This window comes from Actinokineospora sp., assembly GCF_052390155.1.
In the GTDB taxonomy this organism is placed as follows: domain Bacteria; phylum Actinomycetota; class Actinomycetes; order Mycobacteriales; family Pseudonocardiaceae; genus Actinokineospora.
The window spans coordinates 31,933-54,172 of record NZ_JBQTHF010000047.1 but is presented as its reverse complement, the minus strand read 5'-3'; the positions used below and the strand labels follow the sequence as shown (position 1 = coordinate 54,172).

The window sequence follows — 22,240 nt, the reverse complement described above, 5'->3', positions numbered from 1 at the left end:
AGCGCCCTCCACCTGGCACGATCGAGCCCATCATGACGCTCACCGCCAGGCTCCCCGCCACCCCCGACCCCGACGACCTCTTCACCGCCTTCGCCACGTGGGCCGAGGAACAGGGCTTGTCCCTGTACCCCGCCCAGGAAGAGGCCCTGATGGAGATCGTCTCCGGGGCGAACGTCATCCTCAGCACCCCCACCGGCTCCGGCAAGAGCCTCGTCGCGGCGGGCGCGCACTTCACCGCGTTGGCCCACGAGAAGCGCACCTTCTACACCGCCCCCATCAAGGCGCTGGTGTCGGAGAAGTTCTTCGCGCTGTGCGAGACGTTCGGCGCGGAGAACGTCGGCATGATGACCGGCGACTCACAGGTCAACGGGGCCGCGCCGATCATCTGCTGTACCGCCGAGATCCTGGCGAACATCGCGCTGCGCGACGGGGCGGACGCCGATGTCGGGCAGGTCGTGATGGACGAGTTCCACTTCTACGCCGAGCCCGACCGGGGCTGGGCGTGGCAGATTCCGCTGCTGGAGCTGCCGAACGTGCAGTTCGTGCTGATGTCGGCCACCCTCGGCGACGTCACCCGGTTCGTCGACGATCTGTCCCGGCGCACGGGGCGGCCCACGGCGGTGGTCACCTCGGCCGAACGGCCGGTGCCGCTGTTCTACAGCTTCGGGATGACGACGCTGACCGACGCGCTGGAGGAGTTGCTCAGCACCAACCAGGCCCCGATCTACGTCGTGCACTTCACCCAGGCCGCCGCGCTGGAGCGGGCGCAGGCGCTGATGAGCATCAACGTGTGCACGCGGGAGGAGAAGGACCGGATCGCCGCGCTGATCGGCAACTTCCGGTTCTCCTCGGGCTTCGGCAAGACGCTGTCGCGGCTGGTGCGGCACGGCATCGGGGTGCACCACGCGGGCATGCTGCCCAAGTACCGGCGGCTGGTGGAGCGGCTGGCGCAGGCCGGGCTGATGAAGATCGTGTGCGGCACCGACACCCTCGGCGTCGGCATCAACGTGCCCATCAGGACGGTCGTGTTCACCTCGCTGTCGAAGTACGACGGGGTGCGGACCCGGCTGCTCAAGGCGCGCGAGTTCCACCAGATCGCCGGGCGGGCCGGGCGCGCGGGCTACGACACGCTCGGCACGGTGCTGGTGCAGGCGCCCGAGCACGTGATCGACAACGAGCGGACGCTGGCGAAGGTCGGCGACGACCCGAAGAAGCGGCGCAAGGTGGTGCGCAAGAAGCCGCCGGAAGGCATGGTGTCGTGGGGGAAGCCGACCTTCGAGCGGCTGGTCGACGCCGAGCCGGAGCCGCTCACGTCGAGCTTCCACGTCAGCCATTCCATGCTGCTCAACGTGATCGGCCGCCCGGGCGACGCGTTCGCCGCGATGCGCCACCTGCTCACCGACAACCACGAGGACCGGCCCGCGCAGCGGCGGCACATCCGGCGCGCCATCGCGATCTACCGGGCGCTGCTCGCCGCCGGGGTGGTCGAGAAGCTCGACGAGCCCGACGAGCAGGGGCGCCGGGTGCGGCTGACCGTCGATCTGCAGTTCGACTTCGCGCTCAACCAGCCGCTGTCGCCGTTCGCGCTGGCCGCGATCGAGCTGCTGGACCGGGAGTCGCCGGGCTACGCCCTCGACGTGCTCTCCGTCGTGGAGTCCACTTTGGACGATCCACGGCAGATTCTCTCGGCACAGCAGCACAAGGCGCGCGGCGAGGCCGTCGCCGCGATGAAGTCCGAAGGCATCGAGTACGACCAGCGGATGGAGCTGCTGGAGCAGGTCACCCACCCGAAGCCGTTGGCGGAGCTGCTCGGCGGGGCGTTCGAGACCTACCGGCGCGGGCACCCGTGGGTGGGCGATCACCAGCTCTCGCCGAAGTCGGTGGTGCGCGACATGTACGAGCGCGCCATGACCTTCACCGAGTACGTCTCGTTCTACGCGCTGGCCCGGTCCGAGGGCCTGGTGCTGCGCTACCTCGCCGACGCCTTCCGCGCGGTCCGCCAGACGGTGCCGGACGACGCGAAGACCGAGGAGCTGACCGATCTGGTGGAGTGGCTGGGCGAACTGGTGCGCCAGGTCGACTCCAGCCTCCTCGACGAGTGGGAGAAGCTGACCAACCCGGAGACGGGCGAGGTCACCGACCAGGTGGACGCCACACCGCCCGGGGTCACCAAGAACCTGCGCGCGTTCCGCGTCCTGGTGCGCAACGCGCTGTTCCACCGGGTTCAGCTCGCCGCCCGGCGCGCCTACCACGACCTGGGCGAACTGGACGCGGGCACCGGCTGGGACGCCGACTCCTGGGCCGATGCGCTGGAGCCGTACTTCCAGGCGCACAGCCACATGGGCACCGGCCCCGACGCCCGCGGCCCGGCGCTGTTGATCATCGAGGTCGAATCCGACCGCTGGCTGGCCCGGCAGATCTTCGAAGACCCGGCGGGCGACCACGATTGGGGCTTCACCGCCGAGATCGACCTGGCCGCCTCCGACGAGGCGGGCACCGCGGTCGTGCACATCACCGCCGTCGGCGAACTCTGACGACGAGTGTGGCAGGCGACGAACCTGCGATGAAGTCGAGCGCACCCGATGGAATCCCGCCGATCTATGTAGGATGGAGCTACGTAGTTGCCACCTACCTATGCGGGGTGCCGTGGACGGGTTCATCGGGAGAATGGGCGAACTCGGCCTGCTACGGAAACGCCTCGACCGGGTCACCGCGACGGGCACCGGGGCAGCCCTCACCCTGCGTGGGCGTCGCCAAGTCGGCAAGTCGAGGCTGATCCAGGAGTTCTGCGACCGGTCAGACCTGCCCTACCTGTTCTACACCGCGACCAAAGGCGCGTCACCGGTCGAGTCCGTGGCAGCCTTCCTCGACGAACTGGCGGAGTCGTCCCTGGCGACCGACCGAGAACTCATCCCCAGGCGAGTCGCGGGCGGTTGGCCGGACGCCTTTCGGGTCCTCGCCTCGGCGCTACCTCCCGCACCGGCGATCGTCGTCATGGACGAGGTGCCCTGGCTCACCGAGCAGGACGATCTGTTCGACGGCGCCCTGCAGACGGCATGGGACCGGCTCCTCGCCGCGCGCCCTGTACTGCTGTTGCTCCTCGGCAGCGACATCCACATGATGGAACGGCTCACCGCCTATGACCGGCCGTTCTTCGGCCGAGCCGACAACATGGTGCTGGGCCCACTCAACCCGGCCGAAACCGGCCACGCCCTCGGCCTGGACGCCGCCGACGCCATCGACGCCCATCTGATCACCGGCGGCCTGCCTGGCATCATCCGCAGTTGGCCGCATGCCACCCCGACCCTTCGTTTCCTGGAAACCGAGTGCGCGGACCCGGCTGCCCCCGTGTTCAGCGTCCCGGAGTCCGCACTGATGGCCGAGTTCGCCACCCCGGATCAGGCCAGGCGGGTCATCGAGGCAGTGGGCAGCGGCGACCGCACCTACGCCAACATCGCGGCCACAGCCGGGACCCGTCATGGCAGCATCCCCTCGGGTTCGCTGTCCCCGCTCCTGCACCGCCTGACCGAGGAGAAGCGAGTCCTCGCCATCGATCAGCCACTGTCGACCCAACCCGGCAAACCCGCGCTGTACCGGGTCGCCGACAGCAACCTCCGCCTGTACCTGGCCGTCGGTAGAACCGCGCAGGAACAAGCCCGTCGCGGTCGCCCCGAGGCAGGCGTGCGCCTGTTCGACCGGCGCTGGAGCACTTGGCGCGGCCGCGCGGTGGAACCCCTGATCCGCGCCGCGCTCGAACTCGCCGCCCTGGCGGGGACACTGCCGTGGCCCGACGCGACCACCGTGGGCGGCTGGTGGAACCGCAGATTCGACCCTGAGATCGACCTCGTCGGCGCGGATCGCTCGCCCTTCGCGCAACGCGTGTTCTTCGCCGGGTCGATCAAGTGGCTGAACAGCCCCTTCGACGCGCACGACCTGGCCGCTCTCCGCCACGGGGCCACCCACGTCCCAGGCTTCGGCGTCGGACAGCCGAGCCTCGCTGTCGTCGCGCGGTCGGGCATCTCGCTGCCCGACAACACCGCCGACCACATCGACCTCGCCTGGGGACCACGCGACGTCCTGGCATCCTGGCCGTCACCGACATAGGACGCCATCGACGAAAGAGAGGGACAGCGATGCCCCGCGGCGACGGCGACCGGGTGGTGCGGTGCGACCGCGGCCACGTGCACTGGGGTCGCTACGGTGCGGCCGGTCTGCTCGCGGTGCACGGCGGCCCGGACGGGCAGGTGCTGTTGCAACAGCGGGCGTGGTGGACGCCCGGCGGCAACACGTGGGGCCTGTTCGGCGGGGCGCGCGACAGCCACGAGGACGCGGTGGCGGCCGCGCTGCGCGAGACCGGCGAGGAGAGCACGCTCGACCCGGATCTCGTGCGGCCCTACGGCGTGGTGCGTGAGGACCACGGAAAATGGGCCTATGACACGGTGATCGGCGCGCTGGACGTGATGCCGGAGGTCGAGCCCGCCTCGAACGAGACCCGGGACGCCGCCTGGGTGCCGGTCGCCGAGGTGCCCGATCGGTCGCTGTTCACGCCGTTCGCGGCGGCCTGGCCCCGGCTGCTCCCCTGCCTGCGGCGGCCGGTGCTGGTGGTCGACTGCGCGAACGTGATGGGTTCCCGCGCGGACGGGTGGTGGAAGGACCGCGCGGCGGCGGCGGCCCGACTGCGCGACGAACTGGCGGCGCTGGCAGGCCCCGGTGTGGTCGGCATGGCCCCGTTCGCCGTGGCCTTCCCGGAGATCGTCCTGGTCGTCGAGGGCGCGGCGCGCGGGGTCGGGTCGGTCGACGGCGTCACGGTGGTGTCGGCCCCCGGCAGCGGCGACGACGCCATCGTGGCCACGGTCGAGGGCAGGCTGGACGCGAATTGCCTGGTGGTGACGGCGGACCGGGAACTCCGCACCCGCTGCGCATCGGCGGGCGCCCAGGTGACCGGCCCCCGCTGGCTCCTCGCCCGCCTCCCCTGACGCCCGGTCAGGGGCGGCTGAGGGGGTGGCGCGGCGGCGGGAGGTGGGCGGTGTCGGGGAACATCAGCAGGGCGCGCAGCGCGGTGCCGATCTCGGCGATGTCGGCCGGGTCGCTGAGCGAGCGGCCCAGTTCCTCGCTCACCCGACGCAGCCGGTGTCGGATCGTGTTGGCGTGGCAGTACATCCGCTCCGCGGTGAGCCGGGTGGAGCCGTGGTTGTCGAACCAGACCCGCAGCGTGGACAGCAACACGTCCCGTTCGTCGGCGGACAGGTCGAGCAGCGGGCGCAGCACCTGGTGGGCGAGTTGCGCGGACGCCTCCGGTGAGCCCGCGACCAGCCCGGCCAGCGGCGAGTGGTCGAACTGGACCGCCTCCGCCGTGCCCATCGGCAGGCTGGACAGCGCCACCCGGGCGAAGTGCAGGGCGCGGGCCGTGTTGCCCAGGCCGGTGAACATCGGGCTCACGCCGACCCGGGCCGACACGTGCGCGCCGAGGGTCTTGAGCACGAGCCCGACCGCGCCCGGCTCGCGCAGCGACACCACGCCCAACTGCAGGTCGGGGGTGAGCCGCCAGGCCGAGGCGTGGTTGTCCGAGCGCAGCCGCGCCTCGATCTGCGGCAGCGGCTCCTGCCCCAACCCGGGCGTCTCGGCGGCGACGACCACGAACGTGCCGTCCAGCGGCAGGTCGAGCAGCCGCGCGATGTCCCACAGGGTGCCGCCCGTGCGGCCCGCGAACAGCGCCTCCACGAGCACGGAGCGCTGGTTCTGCTGGGCCAGCGTCAATTCCGCGCTGGTCTCCCGGTATCCGCTGGTCAGCGCCTCGGTGTACTCATCGAACAGGTACCAGATCGTGGTCGCGGCGGAGATCACCGAGGTGAGCACCTCGCGGTCCTGGCGCACCGCCAGCTCGACCAGCCGGTTCCACACCTCGGTGAACCCGATCCGGTACGCGCGCAGCACCTCCGGCAGCGGCGCACCCTGCAACGCGCGCTCGCGGCCGGTCTGGCGGGGCGGTTCGAGGTCGGACAGGCCGGGGCCCGACAGCGCGGCGAGCATCGAGCGCAGGTTCGCGGCCACCGAGTCGCGCAGTCGGGCGTGCGGCACCAGGCTGCCCGCCTCGTACATCGACATCTCGTCGAGGATCTTGTTGTACGTGACGTCGATGAGCTGGTCCAGACCCCGCACGACCTCCGCGACCAGCGCGGCGACCCGGTGGTCGTACTTGCGGTCGAAGGCGAGCGTCATGGCGGTCTCCTCGTCGAGTCGCCCTGTTCAACGAGCAACCGGGCCGAACGGCGACGGGTCGTTGCTAAGGCAACTGTAGGTCAGAAGGACACCGTCAGGCAGGCCAGCCGCGAACCCGCGGTGCCCGCCTCGCCCGGCGCGGTGTGCGTGTGCTCGGCGTGGATCACCAGCGAACCGGCCGGGCGGCCGCCGAATCGCCACGGCACCTGGGCGACGGCGACCGCGGCGCCGCGTGCGTCGGTGCCGAAGTCGAGCCACACCTCGTTGCGCGGGTTGGCGTACGCGGGGTCCACCGACGGCACCACGGGGTCGGCGACGTGCTGGAAGTGCGGGCCCGCGTCGGCCGGGGCGGGTCCGCACGGCCTGGTGTGCACGTGCGCGCCGTAGTGCCGGTGCGGCAGCAGGCCGCGCACCAGCAGGATCACCACCGTGCGCCGTCCGCCCGCGATGGGCACGACGGTGGCGCGGGCGCCGACCGGGACCAGGTCCGGGGCATAGGTGACCGCGGCCGCGCCAGGGCGGTAGGGCTCGAACGCGCCGGAACCGGAGGCAGCGGCGGGGACGGTGAGGGTGGCCGCGAGCACGAGGGCCGCGGCGAGGGTGACCAGGGAACGCATGCCGCGATCCTGGCAAGCCGGACCCCGGGCACCGCGCCGCCGGGCGCGAGAGTCACCCGATGGTGTGATCCACCGTCACTCCGAGTCGCCGCGGCTTTCCGGGATGCGGCTTTCCGGGATGACGATGGCCGGTCGGTCGCGGTGCGGGGGCGGGTCGGACTCCACGACGAAGGAGTCCACGACGATCGGCCGGTGCCTGCCGTCGGCGAGGGCCCGCTCCGCGCGACGGATGATCCGGCGGCGCACGACGGCTCGCGTCGGCGGCAGCAGCAGCGCGATGGCCAACAGGTCGCTGAGGAAGCCGGGCAGGACCACCAGGATGCCCGCGGCGGCGATGAGCATGCCGTCGACCAGTTCCTTCTCGGGCGCGCGGCGGGCGAAGACGGCCTGCTGGAGCGCGGCGAAGGCGCGGGTGCCCTCGCGGCGCAGCAGGGCGGCGCCGAGGACGGTGGCGGCGATGAGCAGCAGGATGGTGGGCAGCACGCCGACGAGGTTCCCGACCGTCACCATGACGGTGATCTCGGCGGCGACGGCCAGCAGCAGCACTAGCAGGACCGGCACGACGGCACTCCTCGCTGGTATCCGGTTCGCTGAGATCCGGTGGATACCTTTTCCAACGCACGAACCGCCCGAAACGCTCCCGAAACCCTGTTCGCGCTGGTCACGGCTAGAATCACCCGGACAGCGGCGCCGTCAAGACCACGTGGTCTTCACCACGAGCGCCGATCGGCGTATCCCGATAACGCCGAGTTCACACTATTGTCATGAGAACCCCCGGATGACCTCGGGGGTGACCAGCGCGGGTACAGGCGGTTCCGTACCGGAATCCGCCCTTGTCCGCCCCGGCCGCACGATGAGGTGCGCTGCCGCTCCGCACGATCTTTCGCACGATCTTTTCGCACGATGAGGTGCGCTCAACCGCCCACGCCCGGGCATTCTCCGCGTCGCCGGAACCGACGGACGCGACACCGGGCGGAGTCGACGGTGAAGGTGCCCTCCTGGCCTTCCGGTCCGCTCCGCGACACCCGGCGTCGGGGTCCCGACCATGGGAGGGCCACCAACCGTGACGACCCGCCACAACCACCGCCAGGGTGGTCTCTACGACGAGCAGTACGAGCACGACGCCTGCGGGGTGGCCTTCGTGGCCGACCTCACCGGCCGCCGAGACCACGGCATCGTTGCCAAAGCGCTCGTCGCCCTGCGCAATCTGGAGCACCGGGGCGCCCGCGGTGCCGAGTCGGACACCGGCGACGGCGCGGGCATCCTGATCCAGGTCCCGGACGCGTTCTACCGCGACGTCGTGGCGTTCCCGCTGCCCGCGGCAGGCGCCTTCGCGGTCGGCACCGCCTTTCTGCCGGTCGCCGCCGGGGAGCGCGCCGAGGTGGTCGAGGTCGTCGAGCGGATCGCCGCCGAGGAAGGCGCGGTCGTGCTGGGCTGGCGCGACCTGCCGGTGCACGTCGAGCACACGGGCGCCACCGCGGCGTCGGTCATGCCGCACTTCAGCCAACTCTTCCTCGCCGCGGCGGACGGTGTGTCGGGTCTGGCCCTGGAGCGGCTGGCGTTCTGCGTGCGCAAGCGCGTCGAGCGGGCCGCGGACGTCTACTTCGCCAGCCTGTCCGCGCGCACGATCGTCTACAAAGGAATGTTGACCGAGCCGCAGGTCGAGCTGTTCTTCGCCGACCTGTCCGACGAGCGGGTCACCAGCTCGGTCGCCCTGGTGCACTCCCGCTTCTCCACCAACACCTTCCCGTCGTGGCCGCTGGCCCACCCGTACCGCTACGTCGCGCACAACGGCGAGATCAACACCTTGCGGGGCAACCGGAACTGGATGGACGCGCGCGAGTCGACGCTCGCCAGCGACCTGATCCCCGGCGACCTCAAGCGAATCTTCCCGGTGATCACCCGCGGCGCGAGTGACTCCGCGTCCTTCGACGAAGTGCTGGAGCTGCTGCACCTTGGCGGGCGGTCGCTGCCGCACGCGGTGCTGATGATGATCCCGGAGGCGTGGGAGAACCACACCGGGATGGACACCGCGCGGCGCGCCTTCTACGAGTTCCACTCGACGCTGATGGAGCCGTGGGACGGCCCGGCGCTGGTGGCGTTCACCGACGGCACCCAGATCGGCGCCGTGCTCGACCGCAACGGCCTGCGCCCGGCCCGCTACTGGGTCACCGAGGACGGCCTGGTGGTGCTCGCCAGCGAGGTCGGCGTGCTCGACATCGACCCGACCACCATCGTCCGAAAGGGACGGTTGGAGCCGGGCAGGATGTTCCTGGTCGACACCGCCGCGGGCCGGATCGTGGACGACGAGGAGATCAAGGGCGGCCTCGCCGCCGCGCACCCGTACGCGGACTGGGTGGCCGCCGGGCTCATCCCGCTGGAGACGCTGCCCGAGCGCGAGCGCGAGGTGCCCACGCACGCGTCACTGGTAGCCAGGCAGCAGGCGTTCGGCTACACCGAGGAGGAGCTGGCGGTCCTGCTTGAGCCGATGGCCCGCACCGGTGCGGAGCCGATCGGGTCGATGGGCAACGACGCGCCGCTGGCGCCGCTGTCGACCGGCCAGCGGCCGGTGTTCGACTACTTCAGCCAGCTCTTCGCCCAGGTGACCAACCCGCCGCTGGACGCGATCCGCGAGGAACTGGTCACCTCGCTGGGCGCGCAACTCGGCGCGGAGCCGAACCTGCTGGCCGCGGGCGCCGACTCGTGCAGGCGGATCACCCTGCCGTTCCCGGTGCTGGACAACGATGAGCTGGCGAAGATCGTGCACGTCAACGATGACGGCGATCTGCCCGAGTTCCAGTCGGTGACCATCCACGGCCGGTTCGACATCCGCGGCGGCGGCGACGCGCTGCGCGAGCAGTTGGCCGAGATCCGTACCGAGGTGTCCTGGGCGATCAAGCACGGCGCCCGGATCGTGGTGCTCTCCGACCGCGGCGTGACCGAGCACCTGGCGCCGATCCCGTCGCTGCTGCTGGTCGGCGCGGTGCACCAGCACCTGGTGCGATGCAAGACCCGCACCCAGGTCAGCCTGATCGTGGAGTCCGGCGACGCCCGCGAGGTGCACCACGTCGCGCTGCTCATCGGCTACGGCGCCGCCGCGGTCAACCCGTACCTGGCGATGGCCACGGTCGAGGACCTGGCCGACCGCGGGCTCATCGCGGGCGTCGACGGCAAGCACGCCACCCGCAACCTGATCAAGGCGCTGGGCAAGGGCGTGCGCAAGACGATGTCCAAGATGGGAGTGTCCACTGTGGCCTCCTACACCGGGGCGCAGGTCTTCGAGTCGCTCGGCCTTGGCGCCGAGGTGGTCGACGCCTGCTTCACCGGCACCAGCGCGCCGCTGGGCGGCGTGGGCTTCGACGTGCTGGCCGAAGAGGTGGCCCAGCGGCACCGGCAGGCGTTCCCGGCCGACGGGGTGCGCGCGAGCCACCGCGAGCTGACCACCGGCGGGGACTACCAGTGGCGCCGCGAGGGCGAACCGCACCTGTTCAACCCGACGACGGTGTTCAAGCTGCAGCATTCCACCAGGGCCGGGAAGTACGACGTCTTCAAGGAGTACACCCGCGCCGTCGACGACCAGTCGCGCTCGCTCAAGACGCTGCGCGGGCTGTTCGCGTTCCGGGAGGGCGCGCGGCCGCCGGTACCGATCGACGAGGTCGAGCCGGTCTCCGCGATCGTCAAGCGGTTCGGCACGGGCGCGATCTCCTACGGCTCGATCTCCCAGGAGATGCACGAGACGCTGGCGATCGCGATGAACCGGCTGGGCGCGAAGTCCAACACGGGCGAGGGCGGCGAGGACGCCGATCGGCTCTACGACCCGGCGCGGCGCTCGGCGGTCAAGCAGGTCGCGAGTGGCCGGTTCGGCGTGACCAGCGAGTACCTGGTGAACGCCGACGACATCCAGATCAAGATGGCGCAGGGCGCCAAACCCGGCGAGGGCGGGCAACTCCCGGGGCCGAAGGTGTACCCGTGGATCGCCAAGACCCGACACTCCACCCCCGGCGTCGGACTGATCTCGCCGCCGCCGCACCACGACATCTACTCGATCGAGGACCTCGCGCAGCTCATCCACGACCTGAAGAACGCCAACCCGGCCGCCCGCATCCACGTGAAGCTGGTGTCCGAGGTGGGCGTCGGCACGGTCGCGGCGGGGGTGTCCAAGGCGCACGCCGACGTGGTGCTGATCTCCGGGCACGACGGCGGCACCGGCGCGTCGCCGCTGTCCTCGATCAAGCACGCGGGCGGGCCGTGGGAGCTGGGCCTGGCCGAGACCCAGCAGACGCTGCTGGCCAACCGGCTGCGCGACCGGATCGTGGTGCAGACCGACGGGCAGCTCAAGACCGGCCGCGACGTCATGGTGGCCGCACTGCTGGGCGCGGAGGAGTTCGGCTTCGCCACCGCGCCGCTGGTGGTGTCCGGCTGCGTGATGATGCGGGTGTGCCACCTGGACACCTGCCCAGTGGGCGTGGCCACGCAGAACCCGGTGCTGCGCGCCAGGTTCGACGGCAAGGCCGAGTACGTGGTGAACTTCTTCGAGTTCATCGCCGAGGAAGTGCGGGAATACCTGGCGGCACTGGGTTTCCGCTCGGTCGAGGAGGCCGTCGGGCACGCCGAGCTGCTCGACACCCGCGCGGCGGTCGACCACTGGAAGGCCGCCGACCTGGACCTGTCGCCGATCTTCCACGTGCCGCCGCTGGAGCCGCGCGCGGCCCGACACCGCACCACGGCGCAGGATCACGGCCTGGAGCGGGCGCTGGACAACACGCTGATCCAGCTCGCCGAGGGCGCGCTGAGCTCCGGGGACAAGGTGCGCCTGGAGCTGCCGGTACGCAACGTCAACCGGACCGTGGGCACCATGCTCGGCTCGGAGCTGACCAGGCGCTGGGGCGGCGAGGGCCTGCCGGACGACACCATCGACGTCACCTTCACCGGCACCGCAGGCCAGTCGTTCGGCGCGTTCCTGCCGCGCGGGATCACGCTGCGGCTGATCGGCGACGGCAACGACTACGTCGGCAAGGGCCTGTCCGGCGGGCGGATCGTCGTCCGCCCGCACCCGGGCGCGCAGTTCGCGGCCGAGCAGCACGTGATCGCGGGCAACGTGATCGGCTACGGCGCCACCGGGGGCGAGCTGTTCCTGCGCGGCAAGGTGGGCGAGCGGTTCTGCGTGCGCAACTCCGGCGCGGTGGCGGTCGCCGAGGGCGTTGGCGACCACGGCTGCGAGTACATGACCGGCGGCACGGTCGTGGTGCTCGGCCAGACCGGGCGCAACTTCGCCGCGGGCATGTCCGGCGGTATCGCCTACGTGCTCGACCTGGCGCGGGACCGGGTGAATCTGGAGATGGTCGACCTCGATCCGCTCGATGGTGACGACCCGGACTTCTTGCGCGCGGTCGTGGCCCGCCACCAGGCCGAGACCGACTCGGCGGCGGCGCGGGCCCTGCTGTCCGATTGGGACGGTCAGGTCGGCCGGTTCACCAAGGTGATGCCGAAGGACTACAAGCGCGTGCTGGCCGCGCGTGCGGCCGCCGAGCGCGACGGCCGCGACATCGACGAGGCGATCATGGAGGCCGCACATGGCTGACCCCAAGGGCTTTCTGACCACCCCGCGCGAGACGCCCGCGACCAGGCCGGTGTTTCTGCGGATCAAGGACTGGCGCGAGGTCTACGAGGAATCGAGCACGGCCGAGTTCGGCAGGGAGCGTCTGCCGCACCAAGCGGGGCGCTGTATGGACTGCGGGATTCCGTTCTGCCACCAGGGCTGTCCACTCGGCAATCTCATCCCGGAGTGGAACACCCTGGTGTGGCGGGACGACTGGCGGGAGGCGAGCGAGCGGCTGCACGCGACGAACAACTTCCCGGAGTTCACCGGGACGCTGTGCCCCGCGCCGTGCGAGGCGGCGTGCGTGCTCGGCATCAACAGCGACGCGGTGACCATCAAGCGGGTCGAGGTCTCGATCATCGACCGGGCCTGGGACGAGGGCTGGGTGACTCCGCGGGTCCCGACCGCACGGACCGGGAAGAAGGTGGCGGTGGTCGGTTCCGGCCCTGCCGGGCTGGCCGCCGCGCAGCAGCTCACCCGTGCGGGTCACGACGTGGTGGTGCTGGAGCGGGCGGACGCCGTCGGCGGGCTGCTGCGCTACGGCATCCCCGAGTTCAAGATGGAGAAGTCCCGATTGGACAGACGGCTCGCGCAGATGCGGGCCGAGGGCACGGAGTTCCGGGTGAACGTGGACGTCGGTGTGGACGTCACGGTGGCCCGGTTGCACGCGGACTACGACGCGGTGGTGCTCGCGGGCGGTGCCACGGCGTGGCGCGAGCTGCCGATCCCGGGCCGGGAGCTGCGCGGAATCCACCAGGCGATGGAGTACCTGCCGCCTGCGAACAAGGTGGCGGCCGGTCAGCTCGACCAGTCCCCCATCAGCGCCGAGGGCAAGCACGTCGTGGTGATCGGCGGCGGCGACACCGGCGCCGACTGCGTGGGCACGGCACACCGGCAGGGCGCGGCGTCGGTGACCCAGTTGGAGATCATGCCCCGGCCGCCGCTGGCCCGCGCGGACGTCAACCCGTGGCCGACCTACCCGATGCTCTACCGGGTGTCCTCGGCCCACGAGGAGGGCGGCGACCGGGTGTACTCGGTGTCCACCACCGAGTTCCTCGGCGACGACGACGGCACCGTGCGCGCGCTGCGGTTGGCCGAGGTGGCCGCCGAGGGCGGCCGGTTCGTGCCGGTCGAGGGCTCGGCGCGGGAGATCCCGGCCGACCTGGTGACCCTGGCGATGGGCTTCGTCGGCCCGGAGCGCGGCCCGCTGCTCGACGACCTCGGCGTGGACCTCGACGATCGCGGCAACGTCGCCCGCGGCACCGACTTCCAGACTTCCGTGCCGGGCGTGTTCACCGCGGGCGACATGGGCCGGGGCCAGTCGCTCATCGTGTGGGCCATCGCCGAGGGCCGCTCAGCCGCCGCGGGCGTCGACGCCTACCTGACCGGCCGGGCCGTGCTGCCGCGGCCGATCGACCCCACCGAACGGCCGCTGGTCTGAGACCACCGGCCCACGGCCCGTCGGCAATGGCGCCGCCGGGCCGTGCCAAGTGTCCCGGCACCGTCAGGCGACTGGTCGGGAACCGACGGAGAACTCGGTTCCGAACGGGTCGGTGACCTGCGCCATCCGGCCGTAGACCATGTCGAACGGGGTACCCGCCGTGCCACCCGCCGCCGTGACGCGGGCCACCGCGGCGTCGGCGTCGGCGACCTCGAACAGGGTGTCCCAGCGGGACCGCTTCGCCGCCGGGTCGCCCATGATGCCGCCGATCTCGTAGCCGTCTGGCCTGCGCAGGAAGGTGAAGTCGATGCCGGGCAGGTCGTCGTTGCCGTCGAGGGTGAAGTCGAAGACCGCGGCGTAGAACGGGCGGGCAAGAGCCGCGTCGGGCGTGACCAAGTCGTTGCGCAGCAACGAGTTCGGCTCGTTGACCACGGCGCAGCCGAAGTGCTTGGCGCCCTGCCACAGACCGAACTGGGCGCCGGTCGGGTCGGTCGCGATGGCCATCCGGCCCTGGTCCAGCACGTCCGAGGGGGGATTGAGCACGGTGCCGCCCGCCCGGGTGACCCGCTCGGCGGTGGCGTCGCAGTCGGCGGTGGCGAGGTAGACGTTCCACCAGAAGTCGGTGGCGTCGGGGTCGGGGTTCGGCATGATCGCCGCGACCGACCGACCGTCGAGCAGGCACATCGTGTAGTGCCCCAGGTCGGCCGAGCCGACGTCGAACTCCCAGCCGAAGACCGCGTGGTAGAAGGTCATCGCACGGTCGAGGTCGGGGATGCCGAGGTCGATCCAGGTGGGGGTGCCGGTGGGCTGGTTCTCGGTCAGGTGAGTCATGGTGTGCCTCCGCTGGAGTTGTCGCGGTGGCGAACCTAACCCCGGGCACCGACAATTCCTTGTCGCGGACGCCGCGCGCGGGGAGAATCGGGAGCGAGACACTGGAGGTCGGCGTGGCTGAGCGGTTCACCGACGAGGAGTTCGCGTTTCTGCGGTTCGTTCGCTTCGGCGAGCTGCCGCCGCGCGTCCTGCCCGCGGACCTGGTGGAGCTGAAGGAGACCGACCCCGCCCCCGACTACCCGAACCTCGCCTTCGACGCCACGGAGTGGGGCGGCGGCGGATACGGCTAGTCCATCCGGGTGAGCAACACCGTGAGCCTGCTGTGCAGGTCGACGATGTCCTCGGCAGGGCTGCCCAGGCCGCGGAACACGGCCCGCGGCACTTCGCGGATGTCGGTCCGCAGCGCCTCGCCGCGCGGGGTCAAGTCGATCACTACGCTGCGCTCGTCGGCGGTGTCGCGGGTGCGGCGCAGCAGCCCGCTCGCTGCCATCCGCTTGAGCAGCGGGGACAGCGTGCCCGAGTCGAGCCGCAGCGCCGCGCCGAGATCCTTGACCGAGAGCGGGCCGTGCTCGAAGAGCGCGAGCATCACCAGGTACTGCGGGTAGGTGAGCCCGAGCGCTTCGAGCAGCGGCCGGTAGCGGCTGGTCAGCGCGCGCGACGCCGAGTACAGCGCGAAGCAGAGCTGCTGCTCCAGCGCCAGCGGGTCACGCTCCGCCATATCCCACCCTTTCTCAGGCGACGACCAGTTCGACGTCGATGTTCCCACGGGTGGCCACGGAGTACGGGCACACCTGGTGGGCCTTGTTGACCAAGTCCTCGACAACCGCGCGGTCGCTGTCGGGCACGGAGACAGTCAGGGTGACGGCCAGGCCGTACCCGCCGCCCTCGGTGGCGCCGATGCCGACCTTGGCGGAGACCTCGGAGCCCGGGATCTTGGCCTTCTCGTTGCGCGCGACAAGCTGCAGCGCCCCGTGGAAGCAGGCCGCGTAGCCCGCGGCGAAGAGCTGCTCGGGGTTGGTGGCGTCGCCGCCGGGGCCGCCGAGGCCCTTCGGGACGGCGAGGCCCGCGTCGAGCACGCCGTCGGAGGAGCGCACATGTCCGCCGCGGCCGTCGCCGGTCGCCTTCGCCTCAGCCTCGTACAGAGCCTGCACTGGGTGCCTCCTGGATTGGTCGGGGTCAGGTGCCATGAAGGTAGCGGGTGATTTGATTGTGCGCAATTCGATGTGGCGCTATTTACTTTGCCCGTCGCCACGAGACGCGCGGCAGCAGCGGCGCGGCGGTGCGAGCCCGGATCGCGCCGAGCCAGAGACCCGCGCCGTAGGCGAGGTCGTCGAGCACCCGGACGCCAATGTGCGCGGGCAGCGGCAGCGTGGACCCGGACTTGCGGTGGTCGCGCACTCCCCCGACCACGACGGCCGCCGCGAGCACCCACCGCGCCCGCCGGTCGACCAGGGCCAGCGGCACGGCGATCGGCCAGTGGTGCCGGGTGGCGGCGTTGCCGAGTTGTTCTGCGGTGCCCCGCACGGCGGCGACGGCCAGCCGGACACCGGCCCGGACCGGCGTGTCGGCGTCGGGCATCCGGCGCGCGAGTCTGCCCGCGGCGACGGCGGTGAGCACCGCGGCGGGCAGCACTCGTCTGTCCACTAGCGACAGACAGGCCGCCACGGCCCACGGCGCCAGGTGCAGTGGCGCCACCGAACCGGGATGGCGTTGGGCCAGCACAGCCGCACCCGAGCCGTACCGCACCCGCTGGCGAACCCAATCCGCCAGGGTGGTGCGGTGATCGTGCGCGACCCGCGCGGTCGGCACGTAGCGCAGCCGCCAGCCCGCCTCGTGCAGCCGCAGACACAGGTCCACGTCCTCGGCCACCCGCAGGTCGGCGGCGAACCCGGCGCCGACCGCGGCCCGGCGGACGACGAGCGCCGCGCCGGGCACGTAGGCCACCGGCGACATCGGCACGATCGGCGCCTCGCGCGGCCCCAGATCCAGCGGCGATCGGACCCGCTCGTAGCGCGAGAGCACGCCGGAACCCGTTGCCAGCGACACGATCCGCGGCGCGGCGAGCGCCACCGCGGGGTCGGCGAACTGGGCGAGCAGCGGTGCCAGCCAGCCGGGACACGGCACCACGTCGGAGTCGCAGAACACCACGAACTCCGTACCGGCACAGGCAAGCCCGGTGTTGCGCGCGGCGGCCGGGCCGCGGTTGCGTTCGTGCCGCACGACTGTGGCGCCGAGAGCGGTCAAGGGCACCGGCGAGGCGTCGTCGACGACCACGACCTGGATCGCCGCGGTCTCGGGATCAGCGCGCAGGGCGGCGAGCAATCGGTCCACTTGGGACTGTCTACTGTGGGCTGGGATGACGATGGTCGCCCCGGCGGGCAGTGGTCCGGGCCGCGGGTGCGCGATGCCCGCGTCGACCAGCACGCGGGCGAGGGCCCGGCTCGCCGCGCAGCGCACGGTGACCTCGCCCGCGGCCATGAGCGCGGCAGCCCTGGGGCTGAACCGGAACAGCCGCGCGGGCGAACCGCCGAGCACCAGCCTGCCGTTGCTCGACGTGCGCGCGTCGGCGGCGATCCGAACTCGGAACCCTTCCGGCAACCGGGTGCGGGTCGGCGGCGGAACGGCACTCGGATTGGCCCCGTCCCGCTGCCGGGCACCCGCGGACAGGGCGACGGCGGTCCGACGGTCGACGCTCATCCGGTGAACCCGCCGTCCGCATGCAGCACGGACCCGGAGACGGCGGCCGAGTCCGGCGAACACGCCCACGCGATCACCGCGGCGACCTCGTCCGGGTCCAGAGCCCGCCCCGACAGTTGATGCGCCACCAACTCCGCGGCGTCGGGCAGCCCGTAGATCCGCGCGGTCGCGGCGAGCATCGCGGTGTCCGTGGCGCCCGGCGACACGGCGACCGCGGTCACCCCGGTGCCGCGCAGGTCGGCCGCGAGGCCGCGGACCAGACCGAGGACCGCGTGCTTGGCGGCGGTGTACCCGCCGAGGTGGTAGAGCCCGTGGTGGGCCGCGGCCGAGGCGACCGCGACGAACCGGCCGCGCCGGGGAGCGGGCCGGGCGAGCAGCGCGGGCACGGCCGCGCGGGCCAGGGCGAGGATGCCGCCGACGTCCACATCGAACAGTGTGCGCCAACTCGCGGCCGGGATCTCCCACACGGGTTCGCCGCCCAGGATGACGGCCGCGCAGCCGACCGCCGCGTCCAGCCCGCCGAACTCCGTGCGCGCGAGGTCCACCGCCGCGGCCAGCGCGGCAGCGTCGCGCACATCGGCGACCGCGGTGCGAACCCGCGGCCCGGCAAGGGTTTCCAACTCCGCGCGGGTGGCGAGCGGATACGGCACCGCCGGATCGTCGGCACACGAGTCGACCGCGACCACCGACCAGCCCGCCGCGACCAAGCTGCGCACCGTGGCCGCCCCGATCCCCCGTGCCGCGCCCGTCACCACCGCCACCGGACTCGTCGGCGCGCTCGTCATCATCGGAGTCTCCCCTGTGCCCCCACCTGCCACGCGCTGACCGCGCCCGCCAGGTCGGCCGCCAGGTCGGCCCACAGCGCCAAGCCCTCCGCCGCCGAGGCGTCCGCCGGGTCGCCGAGCACGCCGGTCGGGCTGACCGCGCGGACGCCGTGCGTGCGCAGGCGGGACATCAGCTCTGCCAACGGTTCCACCGCGCCCGCGATCGCCTGCTCACGGCGTACCGACGAACCGCGGATTGCCAGCATGAGCGCGGTCTCGGTCCGCCCCGCGTGGGCGTCGCCACCGGGAATCACCGGGCTCCACCATGCCGCGGCGTGGCCTTCCGTGCGGAGCCGGGCGACCGTGGTGACCAGGGCGGGCAGATTGCCGCCGTGCCCGTTGACCACGACGAGCCTGCCGCACCAGCGGGCCGCCGAACGAGCCAACTCCAGCAGCAGCAGGCCAAGCGCCTCGTGTCCTATGGAGACAGTGCCGGGGAAGTCCTCGTGCTCGCCGCTCGCACCGTAGGACAGCGTGGGCGCCACCAGCACGTCGAGGTCGAGCAGGGCGGCGGCGCGGGTGGCGACCGCGGTGGCGATGGCGGCGTCGGTGTCCACCGGCAGGTGCGGGCCGTGCTGCTCGCAGGAACCCAGCGGCAGCAACACGATCGGGCGGCGGCCGTCGAGGTCGGTCCAGGTCGCGGCGCCCAGGTTCATGACGTTCCGTCCGCCAGGTAACCGTGTTTGCGCAGGAAGCCCAGCAGTTCGTCGGCGGCGGCGGGCGGGTCGAGCGGGCCGAGGACGGTCGGCGGGGTGCGCTCGACCAGGGCGCCGGTCAGGTCCAGCACGCGTTGGCCTGGCCGGTCGCCGGGTGGGGCGGGCAGGACGCGCGGGCGTGGGCGGAACGGATGGCTGGACAGCACACGAAACCCTGGTGCCGCAACAGGTCCTGGCGCGACCGGGATAGCCGCGGCCGCGGCGTCGACGGTCGGCCGCAGGGGTGCGCGGCGCAGTCGGACCCCGGCCGCCTCGACCGAGACGACGGCCGGGGTGCCGACGCGCAGCACCTCCCGCCTGCCGCCGTCCAGTCTGCGGTGGACGGTGAGTCCGCGGTCGTCGGCCGCCAGTGCCACCACGCCGAGGGCTTGCGCCGCGCCGAGTCGGGCGGCGAGGAACGCCGGGGTGGGGGACGCGTCGCCGGTCAGCACCAGGTCGACGGGGCCGAGCGCGTCGGCGAGCGCGCGGGCGAGGGCGCTGCCGTCATCGAGCGGAGCGGGCGTCGGGGCCGTCACGCGCAGGACGCGGGTGGCGCCGCAGGCCAGGGCGTCGCGCAGCGCGGCGTCGGCGGCGGGCGGGCCCGCGACCACCGCCAGCACCTCGCCATCCCAGTGGGCGGCAAGGCGAAGGGCGTGTTCGAGGGCGGCGAGGTCGCCCGCGGTCGGGCCGTGGTCGCGCTCGTCGGCGCGGACGGCTCCGGTGAGCGGGTCGACCTCGGGACGCAGGCACGTCCAGGTCAGCAGGGCGGCGACGAGCACGGCCTCACCCGTTCCTGAACACGACGCCGCTGCCGCCGTCCGGGTAGGTCCAGGTGATCGCGCCCGCCGAATCGCACACCAGGTAACAGGTCCCGCACTCGAAGCACTGTTCGTAGTTGAACAGGATGCCGCCGTCCGTGGTCGGCACGAACAGGTCGGCCGGGCAGGCGTGCACACACGCCTTGGTGGTGCACGATCGGCAGACATCCGAGTCGACGGTGATGTGCGCCCGTTCGGCCACCCGGAACTCCACAGTGGACATGCGGTCCTCGAACGACACCTCGGGATAGTCTTCGGTCATCCGAACACCCGCAATCCGGCCAGGCCGTCGCGGGCCAACTGGCGCAGCTTGACGCCACGCTTCCGGGCGGTCGCCCGGAACAGCTTTCCCAGTCCCGGCTTGGGTTCCGGGTTGCGCACGGTGAACACGCCCTCGACGAAGTCGCAGATCAGCCCCGGGTACTGGCGCTGGACCCGGTCCGACAGCACGAGTCCCGGCGCGCCGCGCAGCCGCTTGTGGTCCGCCAGCACGAAATTCTCCGTCAACCGCTTGCGGTATCCGGCCAGCCCGGCCGCGCTCACGTCACCCGTCGCGACGGCCTCGGCGGCGACTCGGCCCGCGGCCAGGCCGGAGCCGATCGCGAAGTTGACGCCCTCCAGCCAGATCCCGGCTGCCAGGCACATCGCCGCCGCGTCACCCGCGATCAGCAGGCCGTCCGCGGCCAAGTCGGGCATCGTCTGGTAGCCGCCCTCGGGGATCAGGTGCGCCGAGTACTCCTTCAACTCGGCCCCGCGCAGATACGGCGCGATCGACGGGTGCGCCTTGAGTTCCGCGACGATGTCCTCCGGGCGCCTGCGCGCGACCGCGAGATCGGTCAGCGACAGCACCACGCCGATGCTGATCGAATCCCGGTTGGTGTAGAGGAAGCCGCCGCCCGCGATGTCCCCGGTGCAGCCGAGCATCTCGATGTCGACGCCCTCGTCGCCGACCAGGCCGAACCGCTCCTCGATCACCGCGCGCGGCAGCGCCAGGGTCTCCTTGACGCCGAGCGTGTGGTGGGCGGCGTCGGCGGCAGGCAGCAGACCGGCTTCCTTGGCCAGGAAGGAGTTCGCGCCGTCGCAGGCGATCACCAGCGCGGCGGGCAGGTCGCCGTCGGGCCGGTCGGTGCGCACGCCCGCGACCCGGCCCGCGGCGTCGCGCAGCAGGCCGGTGGCCACCGTAGACGTCACCAGTCGGGCGCCGGCGTCGACCGCGCGCTGAGCCAGCCAGGCGTCGAAATCGGCCCGGTAGGTGGTCATCCCGTTGTAGGGCGGGCCCGCCCACGCCTGAGTGCGGAAGTCGACCGACAGCGACTGCGTCGGCGTCAGGATCATCGTGCTGCGCCGGGTCACCCAGCGCTGCACCGGCACCTCGTCCCACCACTGTGGACAAATCTCGTCGAGCACTCTGCCGTAGACCACGCCGCCGTAGACGTTCTTCGAGCCGGGGAACGGGCCGCGCTCCAGCAGCACCACGCCGCGGCCCGCGCGGGCCAACTCCAGCGCCGCCGCGGACCCGGCAGGCCCCGCGCCGACCACGACCGCGTCCAGTCGGTCAGTCATCGCGAACTCCCAGTCGCACGGCCACTTCCGCGAGCACCGCGGGCGCGTCGGCCACCAGCCCCAGGTCGGCCATGGCGGTCATCGGGCAGGACTGGTCGGTGTTGACACTCACCACATGCCTCGGGTGGCCGAGCCCACCGGTGTGCTGTGTCGCGCCCGACACCCCGAACGCCACGTAGAGATCGGGCGCGGTCACCACGCCCGTGGTGCCGATCTGGCGCGCGTGGTCCATCCAGCCCGCGTCGGTGACCACCCTGGTCGCCCCCGCGGACGCGCCGAGCGCGGCGGCCACCTCGGTCAGCAGCCGCATCGCCGCCTGCCCGTCCGCGTCGGCGGGCACCAACCCGGCGCCGCCGCCGATGATCCGGCCCGCCTCCGCCAGGTCCATAGTGGACGGATCGGGCGGCTCGACGGCGAGCAGTTCGGCATCGGCGCCGGCTTCCGGCACGACGAGTGCGATCTCCTCGACCTCCGGGGGCCCGGCCACCGGGTCGGCGCCCGCGCCGGGATCGAGGGTGGCCACGACGGGACCGTCGAGCGCGACCGTGACGCCGAGCCGGGAGTGGTACCGGGTCAGTTCGGCGGTGCCGTCCGAGCAGCGCACGGCGTGCGCCAGCAGCGGCCGGTCGAGCAGGTCGGCCAGCCGGGGGGCGAGGTCGCGGCCATCGGCGGAAGAGGGCAGCAGCACCAACGGAATGCCGCCCAGCAGCGGGGCCAGCGCCGCGGCCAGCGCGCCGGGCGCCACGGTGTCCGTCTCGGCACACCACACCCGTCGAGCGGGCACGTGCGCCACCGCCCGCATCGTCCCGCTGCCGACCAGCAGCACGGCCCCGCCCGCCTCCGCGACGGCTTCGGCCGCGCCGGCAGGCGGTTCTCCGTCCCGTACCACGGCGATCGCCAGTGTGTCCACATCAGACAGTGCGGCCATAGTGGGCA

The 22,240-nt window shown here is 72.3% G+C and carries 19 protein-coding genes; 6 read left to right on the top strand and 13 right to left on the bottom strand.

The features are described 5' to 3' along the window. Positions 1–32: 32 nt before the first annotated feature. The 3 genes from ACT4N7_RS16745 (at position 33) to ACT4N7_RS16735 (ending at position 4,976) form a co-directional block, all read left to right on the top strand. Positions 33–2,534, top strand: a complete 2,502-nt coding sequence (locus ACT4N7_RS16745) for a DEAD/DEAH box helicase (RefSeq protein ID WP_444829668.1) — start codon at positions 33–35, stop codon at positions 2,532–2,534. A gap of 112 nt (positions 2,535–2,646) precedes the next feature. Continuing rightward, positions 2,647–4,104 (top strand): AAA family ATPase, encoded by a 1,458-nt coding sequence (locus ACT4N7_RS16740; protein ID WP_444829667.1) that lies wholly within the window; start codon positions 2,647–2,649, stop codon positions 4,102–4,104. 29 nt (positions 4,105–4,133) lie between these two features. After that, positions 4,134–4,976 (top strand): NUDIX domain-containing protein, encoded by an 843-nt coding sequence (locus ACT4N7_RS16735; RefSeq protein WP_444829666.1) that lies wholly within the window; start codon positions 4,134–4,136, stop codon positions 4,974–4,976. 7 nt (positions 4,977–4,983) lie between these two features. Here ACT4N7_RS16735 and ACT4N7_RS16730 read toward each other — a convergent pair whose 3' ends face one another. From ACT4N7_RS16730 to ACT4N7_RS16720, 3 genes are all read right to left on the bottom strand, one after another. After that, the gene (locus ACT4N7_RS16730; RefSeq protein ID WP_444829665.1) at positions 4,984–6,219 is read right to left on the bottom strand and encodes a PucR family transcriptional regulator; all 1,236 of its coding nucleotides are present in this window, start codon (positions 6,217–6,219) and stop codon (positions 4,984–4,986) included. Between the two features lie 80 nt (positions 6,220–6,299). Next, the gene (locus ACT4N7_RS16725; protein ID WP_444829664.1) at positions 6,300–6,836 is read right to left on the bottom strand and encodes a superoxide dismutase; all 537 of its coding nucleotides are present in this window, start codon (positions 6,834–6,836) and stop codon (positions 6,300–6,302) included. 75 nt (positions 6,837–6,911) lie between these two features. Beyond that, the gene (locus tag ACT4N7_RS16720; protein ID WP_444829663.1) at positions 6,912–7,397 is read right to left on the bottom strand and encodes an FxsA family protein; all 486 of its coding nucleotides are present in this window, start codon (positions 7,395–7,397) and stop codon (positions 6,912–6,914) included. Positions 7,398–7,899: 502 nt separating this feature from the next. On the opposite strand from ACT4N7_RS16720, the gene gltB reads away from it, so the two are divergent. Both gltB and ACT4N7_RS16710 read left to right on the top strand, forming a co-directional pair. Next, a complete protein-coding gene (gltB, locus tag ACT4N7_RS16715; protein WP_444829662.1) occupies positions 7,900–12,417 on the top strand; it encodes a glutamate synthase large subunit in 4,518 nt (1,505 codons plus the stop codon). Then, positions 12,410–13,876, top strand: coding sequence for a glutamate synthase subunit beta (locus tag ACT4N7_RS16710; RefSeq protein WP_444829661.1), 1,467 nt, complete (start codon positions 12,410–12,412; stop codon positions 13,874–13,876). Before gltB ends, ACT4N7_RS16710 begins: the two co-directional genes overlap by 8 nt. A gap of 63 nt (positions 13,877–13,939) precedes the next feature. On the opposite strand, the gene ACT4N7_RS16705 is transcribed toward ACT4N7_RS16710, so the two are convergent. Next, a complete protein-coding gene (locus ACT4N7_RS16705) occupies positions 13,940–14,707 on the bottom strand; it encodes a VOC family protein (RefSeq protein WP_444829660.1) in 768 nt (255 codons plus the stop codon). A 113-nt stretch (positions 14,708–14,820) separates the two neighbouring features. Between ACT4N7_RS16705 and ACT4N7_RS16700 the strand changes: the two genes are divergently transcribed. Next, positions 14,821–14,997, top strand: a complete 177-nt coding sequence (locus ACT4N7_RS16700) for a hypothetical protein (protein ID WP_444829659.1) — start codon at positions 14,821–14,823, stop codon at positions 14,995–14,997. Here ACT4N7_RS16700 and ACT4N7_RS16695 read toward each other — a convergent pair. The 9 genes from ACT4N7_RS16695 to ACT4N7_RS16655 form a co-directional block, all read right to left on the bottom strand. Then, positions 14,994–15,425 (bottom strand): MarR family winged helix-turn-helix transcriptional regulator, encoded by a 432-nt coding sequence (locus ACT4N7_RS16695; protein WP_444829658.1) that lies wholly within the window; start codon positions 15,423–15,425, stop codon positions 14,994–14,996. The two genes, ACT4N7_RS16700 and ACT4N7_RS16695, sit on opposite strands and share 4 nt — an antisense overlap. A 13-nt stretch (positions 15,426–15,438) precedes the next feature. After that, the gene (locus ACT4N7_RS16690) at positions 15,439–15,858 is read right to left on the bottom strand and encodes an organic hydroperoxide resistance protein (protein WP_444829657.1); all 420 of its coding nucleotides are present in this window, start codon (positions 15,856–15,858) and stop codon (positions 15,439–15,441) included. An 82-nt stretch (positions 15,859–15,940) separates the two neighbouring features. After that, entirely contained in the window at positions 15,941–17,404 is a 1,464-nt protein-coding gene (gene mftF, locus ACT4N7_RS16685) for a mycofactocin biosynthesis glycosyltransferase MftF (RefSeq protein WP_444829656.1), read from the bottom strand. Then, entirely contained in the window at positions 17,401–18,192 is a 792-nt protein-coding gene (locus tag ACT4N7_RS16680) for a mycofactocin-coupled SDR family oxidoreductase (protein ID WP_444829655.1), read from the bottom strand. The genes mftF and ACT4N7_RS16680 overlap by 4 nt, the downstream gene beginning before the upstream one ends. Then, positions 18,189–18,884: a mycofactocin biosynthesis peptidyl-dipeptidase MftE gene (gene mftE, locus ACT4N7_RS16675; RefSeq protein WP_444829654.1), complete on the bottom strand. Its 696-nt coding sequence runs from the start codon at positions 18,882–18,884 to the stop codon at positions 18,189–18,191. Before mftE ends, ACT4N7_RS16680 begins: the two co-directional genes overlap by 4 nt. Continuing rightward, positions 18,881–19,702 carry a mycofactocin-associated electron transfer flavoprotein beta subunit gene (locus ACT4N7_RS16670; protein ID WP_444829653.1) on the bottom strand — a complete coding sequence of 274 codons (822 nt, stop codon included), beginning with the start codon at positions 19,700–19,702 and terminating at the stop codon, positions 18,881–18,883. Before ACT4N7_RS16670 ends, mftE begins: the two co-directional genes overlap by 4 nt. A gap of 4 nt (positions 19,703–19,706) precedes the next feature. Next, entirely contained in the window at positions 19,707–20,003 is a 297-nt protein-coding gene (locus ACT4N7_RS16665) for a ferredoxin family protein (RefSeq protein ID WP_444829652.1), read from the bottom strand. After that, positions 20,000–21,304 carry an FAD-dependent oxidoreductase gene (locus tag ACT4N7_RS16660; protein WP_444829651.1) on the bottom strand — a complete coding sequence of 435 codons (1,305 nt, stop codon included), beginning with the start codon at positions 21,302–21,304 and terminating at the stop codon, positions 20,000–20,002. The genes ACT4N7_RS16665 and ACT4N7_RS16660 overlap by 4 nt, the downstream gene beginning before the upstream one ends. Beyond that, positions 21,297–22,232: a mycofactocin-associated electron transfer flavoprotein alpha subunit gene (locus ACT4N7_RS16655; RefSeq protein ID WP_444829650.1), complete on the bottom strand. Its 936-nt coding sequence runs from the start codon at positions 22,230–22,232 to the stop codon at positions 21,297–21,299. The genes ACT4N7_RS16660 and ACT4N7_RS16655 overlap by 8 nt, the downstream gene beginning before the upstream one ends. Positions 22,233–22,240: the final 8 nt, after the last annotated feature.

Coding starts and splice junctions, on each gene's coding strand:
- ACT4N7_RS16745 (WP_444829668.1), top strand. CDS start 33: ATGACGCTCACCGCCAGGCTCCCCGCCACCCCCGACCCCGACGACCTC.
- ACT4N7_RS16735 (WP_444829666.1), top strand. CDS start 4,134: ATGCCCCGCGGCGACGGCGACCGGGTGGTGCGGTGCGACCGCGGCCAC.
- ACT4N7_RS16730 (WP_444829665.1), bottom strand. CDS start 6,219: ATGACGCTCGCCTTCGACCGCAAGTACGACCACCGGGTCGCCGCGCTG.
- ACT4N7_RS16725 (WP_444829664.1), bottom strand. CDS start 6,836: ATGCGTTCCCTGGTCACCCTCGCCGCGGCCCTCGTGCTCGCGGCCACC.
- ACT4N7_RS16710 (WP_444829661.1), top strand. CDS start 12,410: ATGGCTGACCCCAAGGGCTTTCTGACCACCCCGCGCGAGACGCCCGCG.
- ACT4N7_RS16705 (WP_444829660.1), bottom strand. CDS start 14,707: ATGACTCACCTGACCGAGAACCAGCCCACCGGCACCCCCACCTGGATC.
- ACT4N7_RS16695 (WP_444829658.1), bottom strand. CDS start 15,425: ATGGCGGAGCGTGACCCGCTGGCGCTGGAGCAGCAGCTCTGCTTCGCG.
- mftF (WP_444829656.1), bottom strand. CDS start 17,404: ATGAGCGTCGACCGTCGGACCGCCGTCGCCCTGTCCGCGGGTGCCCGG.
- ACT4N7_RS16680 (WP_444829655.1), bottom strand. CDS start 18,192: ATGATGACGAGCGCGCCGACGAGTCCGGTGGCGGTGGTGACGGGCGCG.
- mftE (WP_444829654.1), bottom strand. CDS start 18,884: ATGAACCTGGGCGCCGCGACCTGGACCGACCTCGACGGCCGCCGCCCG.
- ACT4N7_RS16665 (WP_444829652.1), bottom strand. CDS start 20,003: ATGACCGAAGACTATCCCGAGGTGTCGTTCGAGGACCGCATGTCCACT.
- ACT4N7_RS16660 (WP_444829651.1), bottom strand. CDS start 21,304: ATGACTGACCGACTGGACGCGGTCGTGGTCGGCGCGGGGCCTGCCGGG.
- ACT4N7_RS16655 (WP_444829650.1), bottom strand. CDS start 22,232: ATGGCCGCACTGTCTGATGTGGACACACTGGCGATCGCCGTGGTACGG.